This window comes from Streptomyces sp. ADI95-16 (assembly GCF_003721495.1).
GTDB lineage: Bacteria > Actinomycetota > Actinomycetes > Streptomycetales > Streptomycetaceae > Streptomyces > Streptomyces goshikiensis.
The window spans coordinates 4,154,697-4,169,860 of record NZ_CP033581.1 but is presented as its reverse complement, the minus strand read 5'-3'; the positions used below and the strand labels follow the sequence as shown (position 1 = coordinate 4,169,860).

General features: G+C 73.5%; 9 protein-coding genes. 4 read left to right on the top strand and 5 right to left on the bottom strand.

The annotated features are described in order from the left end of the window. Positions 1-47 precede the first annotated feature (47 nt). Positions 48-3,608 carry a thiol reductant ABC exporter subunit CydD gene (gene cydD, locus EES41_RS18385; RefSeq protein ID WP_123079532.1) on the top strand — a complete coding sequence of 1,187 codons (3,561 nt, stop codon included), beginning with the start codon at positions 48-50 and terminating at the stop codon, positions 3,606-3,608. A gap of 24 nt (positions 3,609-3,632) precedes the next feature. Then, entirely contained in the window at positions 3,633-5,414 is a 1,782-nt protein-coding gene (locus tag EES41_RS18380; RefSeq protein WP_123079531.1) for a GAF domain-containing sensor histidine kinase, read from the top strand. 53 nt (positions 5,415-5,467) lie between these two features. Here EES41_RS18380 and EES41_RS18375 read toward each other — a convergent pair whose 3' ends face one another. Then, a complete protein-coding gene (locus EES41_RS18375; protein WP_174261698.1) occupies positions 5,468-6,352 on the bottom strand; it encodes a Cof-type HAD-IIB family hydrolase in 885 nt (294 codons plus the stop codon). Between the two features lie 148 nt (positions 6,353-6,500). Here EES41_RS18375 and EES41_RS18370 point away from each other — a divergent pair, with 148 nt between their 5' ends. Further along, a complete protein-coding gene (locus EES41_RS18370; RefSeq protein WP_123079529.1) occupies positions 6,501-7,403 on the top strand; it encodes an LLM class flavin-dependent oxidoreductase in 903 nt (300 codons plus the stop codon). A gap of 54 nt (positions 7,404-7,457) precedes the next feature. Here EES41_RS18370 and EES41_RS18365 read toward each other — a convergent pair whose 3' ends face one another. From EES41_RS18365 to EES41_RS18355, 3 genes are all read right to left on the bottom strand, one after another. Further along, complete coding sequence (locus tag EES41_RS18365) at positions 7,458-10,496, bottom strand: tetratricopeptide repeat protein (RefSeq protein ID WP_123079528.1); 3,039 nt, start codon at positions 10,494-10,496, stop codon at positions 7,458-7,460. Then, positions 10,493-12,379, bottom strand: a complete 1,887-nt coding sequence (locus EES41_RS18360; RefSeq protein WP_123079527.1) for an HSP90 family protein — start codon at positions 12,377-12,379, stop codon at positions 10,493-10,495. The genes EES41_RS18365 and EES41_RS18360 overlap by 4 nt, the downstream gene beginning before the upstream one ends. Before the next feature lie 176 nt (positions 12,380-12,555). Next, the gene (locus tag EES41_RS18355; RefSeq protein WP_123079526.1) at positions 12,556-13,095 is read right to left on the bottom strand and encodes an RNA 2'-phosphotransferase; all 540 of its coding nucleotides are present in this window, start codon (positions 13,093-13,095) and stop codon (positions 12,556-12,558) included. 131 nt (positions 13,096-13,226) lie between these two features. Here EES41_RS18355 and EES41_RS18350 point away from each other — a divergent pair, with 131 nt between their 5' ends. Further along, positions 13,227-14,066, top strand: coding sequence for an aquaporin (locus EES41_RS18350; protein WP_123079525.1), 840 nt, complete (start codon positions 13,227-13,229; stop codon positions 14,064-14,066). A gap of 51 nt (positions 14,067-14,117) precedes the next feature. Here the strand turns inward: EES41_RS18350 and EES41_RS18345 are convergent, their stop codons facing one another. Beyond that, on the bottom strand, positions 14,118-15,032 hold the full coding sequence (locus EES41_RS18345) for a MerR family transcriptional regulator (protein WP_123079524.1): 915 nt from the start codon (positions 15,030-15,032) through the stop codon (positions 14,118-14,120). Positions 15,033-15,164 lie beyond the last annotated feature (132 nt).

Here is a 15,164-nt window from a genome sequence, read left to right as displayed (position 1 = left end):
CCGTTGCCTGATCCTTCTGCCTGACCCTGCTCTGGGGGATGTTTCACGTGAAACCGATCGACCCGCGCCTGCTCCGGTACGCCCGCTCCACTCGCCTCTTCCTGGCGGCAGTGGTGGCCTTGGGGCTGGCCGGGGCGGGGCTGGTCGTCGGCCAGGCGATGCTCATCGCCGAGATCGTGGTCGGGGCCTTCGAGGAGGGCCTGGACGGAGCGGCGTTGAGGACGCCACTGCTGCTGCTCGCCGCGGTGGCACTGGGGCGGGCCCTGGTCGCGTGGGTGACCGAACTGGCCGCCCACCGGGCGAGCGCGGCGGTCAAGTCGGAGCTACGGGGACGGCTGCTGGACCGTGCCACGGAGCTGGGGCCCGGCTGGCTCAGCGGGCAGCGGACCGGATCCCTGGTGGCCCTGGCCACCCGGGGTGTGGACGCGCTCGACGACTACTTCTCCCGCTACCTGCCCCAGTTGGGGCTCGCGGTGGTCGTCCCGGCGGCGGTGCTCGCCCGGATCGTCACCGAGGACTGGGTGTCGGCGGCCATCATCGTGGTCACGCTGCCGCTGATCCCGCTCTTCATGGCCTTGATCGGCATGGCGACCCAGTCGCGGATGGACCGCCAGTGGCGGCTGCTGTCGCGGCTGTCGGGCCACTTCCTGGACGTGGTGGCCGGGCTGCCGACGCTGAAGGTGTTCGGACGGGCCAAGGCGCAGGCCGAGTCGATCCGCAAGATCACCGATGACTACCGGCAGGCCACGATGCGGACGCTGCGCATCGCGTTCCTGTCGTCGTTCGCGCTGGAGCTGCTGGCCACCCTGTCGGTGGCGCTGGTGGCGGTCACCATCGGGATGCGGCTCGTCCACGGGGAGCTGGACCTCTACACCGGGCTGGTCATCCTGATCCTGGCGCCCGAGGCGTACCTGCCACTGCGGCAGGTCGGGGCGCAGTACCACGCGGCGGCCGAGGGCCTGGCGGCCGCCGAGGAGATCTTCGAGGTGCTGGAGACCCCGGCCGTGGGCACGGGCGGCTCCGCCGTCCTGCCCGCCGGGGCCCCGCTGAGGATCGAGCTGGACGGGGTGGCCGTCCGGTACGAGGGGCGCGGCGAGGACTCGCCCGGGCCGGTGTCGCTGACGGTGGAGCCCGGCGAGTGCGTGGCGCTCACCGGGCCGAGCGGGGCGGGCAAGTCCACGCTGCTGCACGTGCTGCTGGGGTTCGTGACACCGACGGCCGGCCGGGTCCGGGTCGGGGGCGTGGACCTGGCGGAGCTGTCGCCGGAGCAGTGGCGGGAGCGGATCGCCTGGGTGCCCCAGCGGCCGCACCTGTTCGCCGGGACGATCGCCGAGAACGTACGACTGGCCAGGCCCGGGGCGTCCGACGCCGACGTGGCCGAGGCGCTGAAGGACGCCGGGGCGTGGGCCTTCGTGGCCGCGCTGCCCCGGGGTGTGGACACCGCGCTGGGCGAGGACGGCGCCGGGCTGTCCGCCGGGCAGCGGCAGCGGCTGGCGCTGGCGCGGGCGTTCCTCGCGGACCGGCCCGTGCTGCTGCTGGACGAGCCCACGGCGGCGCTGGACGGGGAGACCGAGGCCGCCGTGGTGGACGCCGTCCGGCGCCTCGCCGTGGGGCGCACGGTCCTGCTGGTCGTCCACCGGCCGGCGTTGCTGGCCGTCGCCGGCCGGGTGGTCACGGTGGGTCTGGCGGACGCCGGAACGGACCCCGCGGAGCGCTCCCCCGACGCGTCCCGCACCGTCGCCGGGGCGGCTCTCAGGACGCCGCCCCCGGGCGCGGCGGCGGATCCCGGGGAATGGATCCTCGGTGCGGCGCCGGAGCAGCCGTCCCGGGCCGCCGGAAGCGTCTCGGGCGCGGGCGATCCGCTCCGCAGGGTCCGGGACGTGGCGAGGGCCTGGCGGGGACGGTTCCGGCTCGGGCTGCTGCTCGGTGCGCTGGCCGTCGGATGCGGGGTCGGACTGATGGCCGTCTCGGGCTGGCTGATCTCGCGGGCCTCCGAACAGCCACCGGTGCTCTATCTGATGATGGCGGTCACCGCCACCCGGGCCTTCGGCATCGGGCGGGCCGTCTTCCGGTACGCCGAGCGGCTCGTCTCGCACGACGCGGTGCTGCGGATGCTCGCCGACCTGCGGGTCTCGGTGTTCCGCCGGCTGGAGCGGATCGCGCCCGCCGGGCTGCGGGAACAGCGGCGCGGGGATCTGCTGGCCCGGCTGGTGGCCGACGCCGACGCCCTCCAAGACTACTGGCTGCGCTGGCTGCTGCCGGTCGGCACCGCGCTGATCGTCGGAACCGGCTCGGTCGCCTTCACCACCTGGCTGCTGCCGCAGGCCGGGGCCGCCCTCGCCCTCGGGCTGCTCGCCGCCGGGGTCGGCGCGCCGCTCGTCAGCGGGGCCTGCGCTCGCCGTGCGGAGCGGCGGCTTGCACCCGCCCGCGGCGAACTCGCCAGTCGGGTGGCCGATCTGCTGACCGGAACCGCCGAGCTGACCGTCGCCGGCGCCCTGGAGGAGCGCAAGGGCCGGGCCCGCGAGAGCGACCGCACGCTGACCGCCATCGCCGCTCGCGGGGCGGCCGCCACCGGGCTCGGCAGCGGACTGACCGCCCTGGTGTGCGGGCTGACCGTGCTGCTCGCCGCGGCCGCCGGAGCGGGCGCCGTGGCCGACGGCAGGCTCTCCGGGGTGGCCATGGCGGTGGTCGTGCTGACCCCGCTCGCCGCCTTCGAGGCCGTCAACGGGCTTCCGCTGGCGGTCCAGTACCGGCAGCGGGTGCGCCGCAGCGCCGAGCGGGTCTACGAGGTCATCGACGCGCCGGTCCCCGTCGCCGAGCCGGAGCAGGCCGCCGAGGTGCCCGAGTCCCCCTTCCCGGTGCGGCTGACCGGGATCGCCGTCCGGCACCCCGGACAGGAGCGCGACGCGCTGCACGGGCTGGACCTGACGCTGGAGGCCGGCCGGCGCATCGCCGTCGTGGGCCCCTCGGGCTCGGGCAAGACCACACTGGCGCAGCTCCTGCTGCGTTTCCTCGACCCGCACGAAGGCGCGTACAGCCTGGGCGGGACGCAGGCGCGGGCGCTCGACAGCGACGACGTACGCCGGTTCGTGGGGCTCTGCGCCCAGGACGCGCACATCTTCGACAGCTCGGTGCGGGAGAACCTGCGCCTCGCCCGGACCGGCGCGAGCGAGGGGCAGCTGCGCGACGCGCTGGCGGCGGCCCGGCTGCTGGACTGGGCCGAGGGGCTCCCGGACGGGCTGGACACCCTGGTCGGCGAGCACGGCGCGCGGATCTCCGGGGGGCAGCGTCAGCGTCTGGCCCTGGCCCGGGCGCTGCTCGCCGACTTCCCCGTGCTCGTCCTGGACGAGCCGGCCGAGCACCTGGACCTGGCCACCGCCGACGCCCTGACGGCGGATCTGCTGGCCGCGACCGAGGGCCGCACCACTGTCCTGATCACGCACCGGCTGGCCGGTTTGGAGGCGGTGGACGAGGTGATCGTGCTGGATCATGGTGAGGTCGTACAGCGCGGCGCGTACGAGGAGCTGGCCGCCGTCGAGGGGCCGCTGCGCAGCCTGCTGGAGCGCGAACGCGCTGCGGACAGGACGTTGGCCGACTTTCCCCAGTAAATGGGACTAACTACGCTCAAGGGCATGTCAGTGCAGGAGTCGCAGGAATCACCCGAGCCCTCACCGGGCTCATCGGATTCACCGGACGGGCCGGACGCCGCGGAACCGGGGGCGGCTCCGGACACGCTGGAGGCCGCCACCCGGGCCGCCCACAGCCTCCAGGGCCTGTCCACCGAGCTCACCGCCCGCGTCCCGCAGCTGCTGGAGGCGATGCGGTCGGTCGGCACCGGCCTTCAACTGCACTCCACCCTGGACCGCATCTGCGAGACCGCGGCCGAGCTCGCGGACGCCCGCTACGCGGCGATCGGCGTCGTCGACACGGAGGGCCGCGGGCTCTCCGACTTCGTCACCCACGGCATGAGCACCGAGCTGGCCCGCAAGATCGGGCACCGGCCCGACGGCAAGCGGGGCCTGCTCGGCGCACTGATCTCGCACCCCGACACGGTTCGGCTCCCCGATCTGACGAAGGATCCGCGCTCGGCCGGCTTCCCGGCGCACCACCCGCCCATGAAGTCGTTCCTCGGCGTCCCCATCCGCGTGCAGGGCGAGATCTTCGGGAACCTCTACCTCGCGGAGAAGAACGGCGGCGGCGAGTTCAACGACTACGACGTCCACATGGTCCGGGTACTGGCCACCGAGGCCGGTATCGCCATCGGCAACGCCCGCCTGTACGAGGCGGCCACCCAGCGCGAGCGCTGGATCGACGGCTCGGTGGCCGTCACCACCGCCCTCCTGTCGGGCGGGGACGCGGACGACGCGCTCGCCGTCGTGGCCGAACAGGCCCGCCACCTGGCCGATTCCTCCGCCGGAATCGTGCTGCTGCCCACCGAGGAGGGCGGGATGGAGATCGTGGCCGTCTCCGCCGACAACCCGGCCACCTCGCTGGGTGTGGTGATCCCGGCCGGGAGTCCGGTGGTGGAGAAGCTGCTCCAGGGCGATGCGGTCTTCGCAGACGACGCCGCTTCGGATCCGCGCATGATGAGCCCGCTGACCAGCCAGTACGGGCCCTGCATGATGCTCCCCCTGCAGAGCGGCGGGCGGGTCCTGGGCGCCCTCGTCACCCCCCGGGCCCGTGGCAAGCGGCCCTTCACCGAGTCCGAGCGGACCCTGGCCACGCAGTTCGCCTCACAGGCGGCGCTCGCGCTGATGATGGCCGAGGCGCAGCGCGACCGGGAGCGGCTCGCGGTGTTCGAGGACCGCGACCGGATCGCCCGCGACCTGCACGACCTCGTCATCCAGCGGCTGTTCGCCACCGGGATGATGCTGGAGGGCGCCCAGCGCCGGTCCATCGTCCCCGAGGTGCGTGACGGGGTCGGCAAGGCCGTGGACGAGCTGGACGTGACGATCCAGGAGATCCGGACCGCGATCTTCGCGCTCCAGCAGGGCCCCGCGGAAGCGCCTTCGGGGCTACGCACCCGGGTGCTGAGGGAGATCAACATGGCCGCGGTGCCGCTGGGGTTCAAGCCCGCGCACCGCTTCCTCGGCCCCATCGACGCGGTCGTCGGTGAGCTGGTCGGCAAGAACCTGATCGCCGCTCTGCGCGAGGCCCTGTCGAACGCCTTCCGGCACGCCGAGGCGACCCGGATCGAGGTGGTCGTGGACTGTACGGCCACCCTGTCCGACGGCCGGCCCGGGGTGCGGCTGGAGGTCGCCGACGACGGGGTCGGCATCGTGGAGGGCGGCCGCCGCAGCGGGCTGCGGAACCTGCGCCGCCGGGCGGAATCCCTGGGCGGCTCCAGCTCGCAGCGCCCCGGCATCGGCGAGGACGGCGGCGGCACGACCCTGGTCTGGGAAGCGCCGCTCTAGCGGATGTCCCTGTGACCGGGGCTTAGGGCCGGGCCGGGGCTTGCGGGCCGGGCTTAGGGCCGGGCCGCGGCCCGCTCGGCGATGATGCGCTCGATGACGACGGCGACCCCGTCCTCGTTGTTGGCGACGGTACGGCCGGACGCGGCCGCGATCACATCCGGATGGGCGTTGCCCATCGCGTACGAGGTGCCTGCCCAGCGGAGCATCTCCACGTCGTTCGGCATGTCCCCGAAGGCCACGACCTCCGCCGGGGAGATCCCGCGCTCGGCGCAGCACAGCTCCAGGGTGCTGGCCTTCGAGATGCCGAGCCCGCTGATCTCCAGCAGGGCGGTCGGGCTGGACCGGGTGATGGAGGCGTGGTCGCCCGCCGCAGAGCGGGCCAGCGTCAGGAACTTGTCCGGCGACAGTTCGGAGTGGTGCGCGAGCAGCTTCAGCACGGGTGCCGCGGTGGTGTCGGGCTCCTCGTGGAGCAGCTTCTCGACGGTCGCCACCGTGGCGCCCGGGTCCTGGAAGAAGGGCGGGTAGTTCGGCTCATAGTTGATGCCGGTGGTGCGCTCCACGGCGAAGGACGTGCCGGGGGCGGCGGCCCGGAGCGCGTTCACCACGGTCAGCGCGGTATCCCGGGGCAGTGCCCGCACCTGCACGAATTCCCGGCCGGCGTGTAGATCGACGACGGCGGCCCCGTTCGCGCAGATCGCCAGGCCGTGCCCGTGTACATGGTCGGCGACCACGTCCATCCAGCGTGCCGGGCGGCCGGTGACGAAGAAGACCTCGATCCCGGCCTCCTCGGCGGCGGCGAGCGCGGCAACGGTGCGCGGCGAGACGGATTTGTCGTCGCGGAGCAGGGTGCCGTCGAGGTCGGTGGCGATGAGCCGGGGTGCGGGGGTCTGCCCGTCCGGGCGCTGGGGAGCCGAGGTCACAGCTCCATCTTCGCCCATGGCCCCGGACCACCCGGACAGGTGTTGGCAAGATCCGTTCGAGGCTCCTGTGTTTCACGTGAAACATTCGCTTCGGAGCGCATGTTTCACGTGAAACATCGTAGGCGTGGCGCACGGGCGGCGCAGCACGCGCCGTAGGCTCGGCGGCATGAGTCTGCGTCTGAGCACTGTGATCCTGCCGGTACGTCCGTGGCGCGAAGGAGGCCGCGACCAGTGGGCGCGGGCCGAAAGGCTCGGGTTCCACACCGCCTACACCTACGACCACCTCTCCTGGCGGACCTTCCGCGACGGCCCGTGGTTCGGGGCGCTGCCGACCCTCACCGCTGCGGCCACCGCCACCGAGCGGCTGCGCCTGGGCACGCTGGTCACCTCGCCGAACTTCCGGCACCCCGTGACCCTGGCCAAGGAACTCATCTCCCTCGACGACATCTCCGGCGGCCGGGTCACTCTCGGCATCGGCGCCGGCGGCGACGGCTTCGACGCGACCGCGCTGGGCCAGGAGGCCTGGACCCCGCGCGAGCGGGCCGACCGCTTCGCCGAGTTCGTTCCGCTGCTGGACCGACTGCTGACCGAGGGCGCGGTGACCCAGCAGGGCACCTTCTACTCCGCGGAGGAGGCCCGCACCATCCCCGGCTGCGTGCAGGAGCCTCGCCTGCCGTTCGCCGTGGCCGGCAACGGACCGCGCGGGCTCAAGCTCGCCGCCCGGTACGGCCAGGCCTGGGTGACCACCGGCGACCCGAAGGTCTTCGAGAACGGCACGCCCGAGGATTCGCTGGAGGCCATCCGAGGCCAGCTCGCCAAGCTCGACAAGGCGTGCGCGGAGATCGGGCGGAACGCGGCGCAGATGGAGAAGATCCTGCTCACCGGGTTCACCCCGGAGCGCAACACGATGCTGGAGTCCGTGGACGCCTTCGTCGACTTCGCGGGCCGACACCGCGAGCTCGGCTTCACCGAAATCGCGATCCACGCACCCATCCCGGACTCCGACTTCGCGGCCGACGAGACCGTCTTCGAGAAGATCGCCACCGAGGGGCTCGCCCAACTGAGCTGACGCCAGGCCCCCGCCACCATGAGGTGGCGGGGGCCTGGTCGCTCGCTCGTCCGGTCAGTCCGTCAGATGGGCGACGGTCCGCTCCGCGCGGGGCAGGATCCACTCCGGCACGGCGTCCTCGGGCCAGGTGCGGAGCTCCTCGATCAGAGCCGAGAGCCGGGCGGCGCCCGCCTCGGGGCGGCCCAGCTCGCGTTCGGTCCAGGCCGCGTTGTTCAGGCACTGGAAACGCTCCGCCAGATGGTCGCCGCCGAGGTCGGTGTAGACACCGGCCGCGCGGTCCCACAGCAGGACCTCCTCCAGCCGCAGTGCGGTCAGCTCGGCGTCCTCCAGCGCCTCCGCGGGGCCGGAGTCCTCGTCATCGTCCTCCTGGACGTGGACGGAGACCCACCGGTCCAGCACCTGCGCCAGCTGATGCCAGGTCTGGGCGAGCTCGGAACGCAGCTCCGGCGAGTCCGGGGCGTCACCCCGCGCCGTCTCCAGGATCCCGGCCGCCTCGGCCATCAGCGCCCGGGCCCGCGCCACGCCCGTGGCACTGACCTCCTTGCGGATCGCCAGCCAGGCCAGGGACCGCAGTACGCGGACCTCGGCCACCGGCGCGTCCCCCGAGAGCCGGTGCAGCTCCAGGGCCCGCTCGTACGCGGCGACCGCCTCCGGTGTCAGCCGCGCCTCGCTCAGCTGGTCGGCGGCGGACTGCGCCAGGCCCGCCTGTGGACGCGGGTCCTCCCAGCCCTTCACCAGCTCCGCCGCCAGCAGGTACTGCTCCGCCGCCTCACGCGGTTCCCCGAGTTCGCGCAGCAGATCCCCGAGGAACTCCCTTACGGCCAGGGCCTGCTGCTCGCCGTGCTCCAGCAGGTCCGGCAGCGTCGACCGCAGCACCTCGGCCGCGTCCGCGTTGCGGTGCTGGTGCGCGTACGCCCGCGCCAGCAGGAGCCGGGCCTGGGCGCCGCCGTCGGCGGTGAGGCCGGCCTGGTCGAACCAGTGCGCCGCCGTGAGCGCGAGCTCCGCCGCCTCCGCGGCGGCGGCCCGCTCCAGCAGGATGTCAGCGAGGGTGAGCCGTACGACGGCCTGCTGCTCGGCGTCCGTCAGCTCCCCGGCGTGCGCCAGCCCGGAACGCGCGTCCTCCTCCGCCTCCTCGGGGCGGCCGAGGGACATCAGCACCCCGGCCCGCAGCACCAGCGGGTCCACCGCCTGCCAGGGCCGGCCCGCCGCGATCGCCCGGGCGGCGGCCGCGGCCAGCAGGGGTACGGCCCGCTCCGGGTCCCCCTCCGACAGGGCGATCCGGCCGAGCATCTCCTCGGCCTCCGCCACCAGGTCGGGCAGCGACTGCGCATAGGCGGCGACGAAAGCGGTGAGCTCCGCCGCCAGCTCCCCGTGCCCGCGATCCTGGCCGTGGCCGTGGCCGTGGCCGTGGCCGTGATCGTGGGCGTCAGTGGCTTCCAGCGAGCGCAGGTACGACTCCAGGCGGATCGCGGACAGTTCCGCGAGCGCGATCCGGCGGACCCGCAGCGGCTCGTCCGCGTCCAGCGCCTCGGCGGCCCGCAGGGCCACGGCCAGCAGTTCCCGGATCTCCCCCGGAGCGGCCCCGGACTGCGCGGCCAGGCTCGACAGCCGGAGCTCCGCCAGCGCCGCACGCTCCTCCCGACCCAGCGCCCGGTAGTCGTCGCGGACCGCCTTCACCAGCGTCGCCGCGTCGCCGGCCCCGGCGCGCGCGGCCACCAGGGCCCGGTGGTCCGCCACATCGACCCGCACCAGCGGATCCACCGCGTCGACCGGGCCCACCGCGTCAACGGGGCCCGCCCCGTCCTCGGGCCCGGTCCCCACCCGTGCGGCCACCTCGGCCCAGAGGCCGTCCGAACCCGGATGCCCCAGGTCACGCGCCGCCCGGGCGCGCCGCACCAGCTCGGCGAGAGCGGCGCCGTCCGCGGCCGGGGCGGGAACCGGTGCCGCCACCGGCGCGGCGGCGGGCGCCGGCTGCGGCAGGGCCGCGCTGCGCACCCCCAGCGGGAGTACGTCGACCAGCGGCGTCCCGCCGATCCGGGCGAGGAACCGCTCCGAGACCCGGGTGGTGCCGTTGCGCGCGTCGAACCGCCGGGCGATGTCGAGGGCGTCCGCGCGCAGCACCTCGTACAGCTCGGCCACGGTGCGCGGCACGCCCTCGTAGGGGACGGCCGGGAGGTGGCCGTGCCCCAGGTCATTGAGCCGGCGCAGCAGGACGAGGACGCCGCCGTGGAAGGACAGCCGGTCGTCGAGGTTGGCCAGCGGCGCCACGTGCGCGGCGTGTTCGGCCAGGATCTCCAGGCCGCGCGGTTCGTTGCCGGTGAGGGCGCAGAACTCGATGTGCTTGCCGACCGAGGGCAGCAGGCTCTCCTTGCCCCGGGCCATGCGGTAACCGCGCAGGTGCTGGGCACGGGCTTCCTCGAACCGCCCGAGCCGCAGCAGCGGCAGCAGCGCGGTGGCCAGTACCCGGTGCGGTTCCTCGGCGCAGGTCTTGTCGCCGGCCAGCACCGGCTGCCAGACCTCCAGGGCCCGGGCGTCATCGCCGCGCAGCATCGCGTAGTGGCCCTGGCCGTTGAGCTCGCAGGCGTGGCAGTCGCTCATGTCGTCGCGGTCGGCGGCCTGCCAGCGCGCGTAGGCCCGCTCGGCCCGCTCGTCGTCACCGATCACATCGGCGAACCACAGCTCGGACTCGCGTACGGGCCGCTCGCTGTAGCCCGCGATCCGGTAGCGGCGCTCCATCTCGTCCAGCCAGCCGGTGGCGGACTCCAGGGGGATCTCGGGGGATTCGCTGATGGCCGTGGCCACCCACTTGAACTGCCAGAACAGCGAATGGGCGTCCCCCTTGGAGAAGGCGCCGGGGTCCTTGTCGTACTCCTGGAGCAGCCGGGCGAAGGGCACGAGCATCTTCGTCGACTCAGAGCTGTACAAGTACGAGTTGATCAGGTTGTCCAGCGCGTCGCGGAACAGCTCGGAGTCCCCGCTCGCCTCGGCGGCGGCGGCCAGCACCTCCGCGTGCGCGTTGCGGGCGGTGCCGCCGGGCGCGAAGCGGTTCTCCTGGAGGCCCTGCTCGATCTCCTCGCGCGTCATCGTGCTCACTTCGGTCCCTCCTGGGCCTCGGCGGGGTGGGTCGCCCATTCCAGGAGCCCGAGGAAGGCCCGGTTGAGCAGGGTGGAGTCGGCGGGGCGCAGCGGCCGCTGGGACATCAGCAGGGCCTGCCCGTACAGCGATTCGACGGCGGTGCCGGTCAGGGTCTCGTCGGGCAGTGAGGCGATCCGTCGGATCAGCGGGTTGTTGTGGTTGAGGACCAGGCGGGCGCGCGGCGCCGAACCGCGCAGTGCGCCGAGGATGCCGGTCCACAGCGAGTCGGCGCTCTCCAGCGCGGCGGTGCGGTCGCGTTCCTGCCGGGCCTGCCGGTCGTCCAGGTAGAGGGCCGGGACGGAGACGGGCTGGAAGGCACGCAGCACCACATCGCAGCCCTGCGGCTCCAGGCGGGTGCGCGCGGTGGACAGGAAGGCGGCCAGGGCCAGTTCGGCCGAGCTCGGGACGGGGTCGAGGCGCTCGGTGACGGCTCCCGCGTCCAGCTCGGCGACCTTGAGGTCGGGCCGTACGGAGGGCAGCAGGGCCAGCAGGTCCGCGTCGTAGGTGTAGCCGGCGTTGATGACGCCGAGGCCGTGGGCGGCCGCGATCGGGGCGATCTGGCGGAACTCCTCGACGGTGCGCGTGAAGTGGATCTCGGTGTGGGCGGCCGCGAACTCCTCCAGGCTCATCGAACCGTCGCTGGTCTCGAACGGCAGCCAGGGCAGCATCAGGCCGAGCAGTTCCGCGTCGTGCCGGGCCAGGGACTTCACCCCGAGGTGGTGGACGCCCAAGAACGCGGCCAGGCGCTCCGGTTCGCTCGCCGCGAGTTCGGCGAGCCAGCCCCGTACGCGGGCGCCGAGGGCCTCCCGTACGGCGGCCAGGGTCTCGTCGTCGTACAGGTTCTCGCGGGATGCGGTGGGCCGCAGGGTGTCCGTGTCGATGACGGCGCGGACGAAGAAGGCCCAGTCGGGCAGCAGGTTGTCGGCCTGGTCGGTGAGCAGCATGCCCTTGAGGTGGACGCGGTGTCCGGCCCGATGGGCGGGGCTGGTCGGCTCCGGCAGGACGTACGCCACGCCGCGCACTCCGGCGACCGGCAGGTCGAGGTCGATGCTGTCGAGCGGGGCGAAGCCGAACAGCTGCGCGCAGTGGCCGGCGAGCGCGACCCGTCGGGCGGCGGGGGTGGGGTGGGGGCGGTCCCAGACGGCGGGCCGGTCGGTGATCGGGCGGGGCTCGCCGCCTTCTCCGTCGTCGAAGGTGATGTCGTACGGGAGCAGGGAGCCGTAGTCGCGGGCCAGCTGCTCGACCTTGGCCGGGGTGGTCCACTCCTCGGCGCCCGGGCGGGACTCCAGGATGACGGTGGTGCCGGGCTCCGGGCGGGCCTCGTGGGGGAGTTCGCGGACGGTGTACGAACCGTTGTCCGTGGCCAGCCATTCGACGGGCGCGGCCTGCGGGTCGCGGGCGGAGCGGGTGACCACGCGGATCTGGCGGGCCACGACGAAGCAGGCGAGCAGGCCGATGCCGAACTGGCCCAGGAACTCCTGGCGGGCGCTCTCCAGGCCACGCTCCGCCAGCTCGCGGTCGCCGCGCTTGGAGCTGCGGCCGATGGTGGCGAGGAAGGAGTGGGTCTCGGCGGCGGTCAGGCCGATGCCGGAGTCCTCGATGGTGACGCGGCCGGCGGAGGCGGACAGACGGATGCGGATCCGCGCGCCGGGCTCGTGTGCCTGCCGGGCGGTGACGGCATCCACGGCGTTCTGCAGCAGCTCGCGGACGTAGACGCGCGGGCTGGAGTAGAGGTGGTGGGAGAGCAGGTCGACCAGGCCGCGCAGGTCGACCTGGAAGGTGCCGGCGGCTCCGGCGGATGCGGGGGCCTCGGGTGTCTCGTTCGGGGATGTGGATGTCATGGGGTGTCACCTCGCGTGCTCGCATGGAAAGTTCGGCGATCGCGAGGTACCCCCCCTCACAGATCCCGGAATGAGGACAGAGTAGGGCGATGATCTGACAATCTCCCTGTGAATTCCCCCGCCCCGGGGCATGCCACCCACCGCATGTCGTCGACCGCATGCCGCCACGCCGCCCGCTAGGAGAAGCGCAGGAACTCCGGCGGTACGGCGTCCGCCAGCCACACCCCGTTGGCGCTGATCCGGAAGACGTGCCCGGCCGCCCGCATCGCCCCGGCGTCGACGCTGAGCACGACCGGCCGTCCGCGCCGCGCGCCCACCCGGGTCGCGGTCTCCCGGTCCGGGGACAGGTGGACGTGGTGGCGGGCCATCGGGCGCAGCCCTTCGGCGCGGATCGCGTCCAGGGCGGAGGCCACGGTGCCGTGGTACAGGTACGCCGGCGGCTCGGACTCCGGGAGGTCCAGGTCCACCGCGACGGTGTGTCCCTGGCTGGCCCGGATGCGGGTGCCCTCGACGGCGAAGCGCTTCTTGTCGTTGGTCGCGACGACGTGGTCGAGCTCGGCGCGGCTGACGTGGAAGCCGTGCGCGGCGGCCGCCCGCAGCAGGTCGTCGATCTCCACCCAGCCCTGGCCGTCGAGCACCAGTCCGATGCGATCCGGCTGATGCCGCAGGTGTTTCGAGACGTATTTGGACACCTTCACGGTGCGTCTGTCGTCCATGTCCCCAGCGTGCCGGGTCGTGGGGGTTGCCGGCAGGGAATTTCCGCGGGCGCCGAGGCCTGGACCCCTCTATCGCACTTCCAAGATACGGAATACATTTTCCACTGTAGTGCTGCCCAGAGGGGGGAACCATGACAGTCCGCGTATCTCTGCCGCGCCGCGCGGCCGCCGAGCTCATCGGTACCGCCGGCCTTCTCGTGGTCGTGATCGGATCCGGAATCCAGGCCGCGGCCCTCAGCCGCGACACCGGCGTCGCCCTCGTCGCCAACTCCGCCGCCTCCGCGATCGGCCTCGGCCTGATCATCACCCTGTTCGGGCCGCTCTCCGGTGCCCACCTCAACCCAGTCGTCACCCTCGCCTCCTGGTGGGGGCGGCGCAGTGGCGGTGAGGGGGTCGGCGGCGGGGAGGCCCTCGTCTACACCGCCGCCCAGACCGCAGGGGCCGTCGGCGGCGCCGTCCTCGCCGAAGTCATGTTCGGACGCGTCCCCGGCACCTTCGCCACCCAGGTCCGCACCGGCGGTCACCTGCTGGTCGGCGAGGTCGTCGCCACCGCCGGACTCGTCCTGGTCATCCAGGGGCTGGGCCGCATCGGCCGGCCGAAGCTGATCCCGGCCGCGGTCGCCGCGTACATCGCCGCCGCGATCTGGTTCACCTCCTCGGGCTCCTTCGCCAACCCGGCCGGCACCATCGGGCGCGCGTTCAGTGACTCCTTCACCGGGATAGCCCCGCAGTCGCTGCCCGGGTTCGTCGCCGCCCAACTGGTCGGCGGGGTGGTCGGACTGGTTCTCGCCGGCCTCCTGTACGGGAACCCCCGCCAGGGCGTGCCCGACGGCGCCCTCGGGCCGGCGCCCGTGTCTCCGGTGGCCGAAAGTACCCGCACCAACGAGGAGTGCGAGCCCATCGGCCCGGACGCGACCGCGGTTGCCCACAAGGAAACCCGAGTTGTCCACAGCCGGTTGGCCCGGTTTTGATGCCAAACGCGTGATCCGCCCTGTGGACTACTGAGCGAGACCGAGCGAGCTTTACCGGCCGCCCCGGCGCGCCAAGTCGTTCATCGTCCGGGCCTGGAGTTCCCGCTCCGTCGCGGCCCGGACGAACTCCGCCACGTGGTCGGGGCCCACGAGCTCCTGCACGGCCCGCACCGTCTCGGCGGGCAATGCCACCGGGGACGGCCCGGACGGCTGCGCGGAGCCGACGGCGCCCAGGTGCCGCTGCAGATGCCGGGTGGCGAACAGGCGCATGGCCCGCGCCAGTTCGGCGTCCACCGTCTGCTGGGCCAGTGGCCGCAGTCTCCGTACCATCGTCGCCGCCTCCGCCGCGTCCGCGTCCGTCGGCGGTACGTGCCCGAGGTAGCGCGCGAAGACGTGCTCGGTGGTGAACTCCAGGAACCGCGAGGCGATGTGCTCCACCTGTCCGCGCAGCTCCCGAAGGTGCCCGGTGATCGCCACCAGCGGTACCCCGGCCGCGTACAGCTCGGCGGCCACCGCCAGCTCCTGCGGTGAGGGCACCAGGAATTCGTCCGGGCGCCCCGCGATCCGCTCCAGCACGCCCAGCTCGCACGCCTCGCCCACCGCGTCGTCGTCGGGCCTGCCGCCGAACCGCTCGTTCAGCTCGTCCCGGCTGATCCGGGCCGCCTCCTCGTCGGTCCACGGCCCGTGCACCTCGGCGACCAGCCCCAGTACGCCGCCCAGCCCGCGGCCCGCGTCCCAGGCCTCCAGCAATTCCTTGATGGAGGCCAGGGTGTAGCCGCGGTCGAGCAGGTCCGCGATCTGGCGCAGCCGCGCCAGATGCGTGTCCCGGTAGACGTTGGAGCGGCCTCGCCGTTCAGGCTTCGGCAGCAGACCGCGGTCCTGGTACGCCCGGATCGTGCGCACCGTCGCCCCGCTGTGATGGGCCAGATCCTCGATCCGGTACTCGGCTACCGCCTGATCGGACAATCCCGGCTCCCTACGACATGACGGCTCGGCCGACCGCGCCCGCCGCGGCCCGGGCGGCACGTGCAGCCGCCAGGTACTCGACGGCCTTGCGCGGCGAGCCCTCCTGCGAGGGATGGTACGACCGCCGGGAGG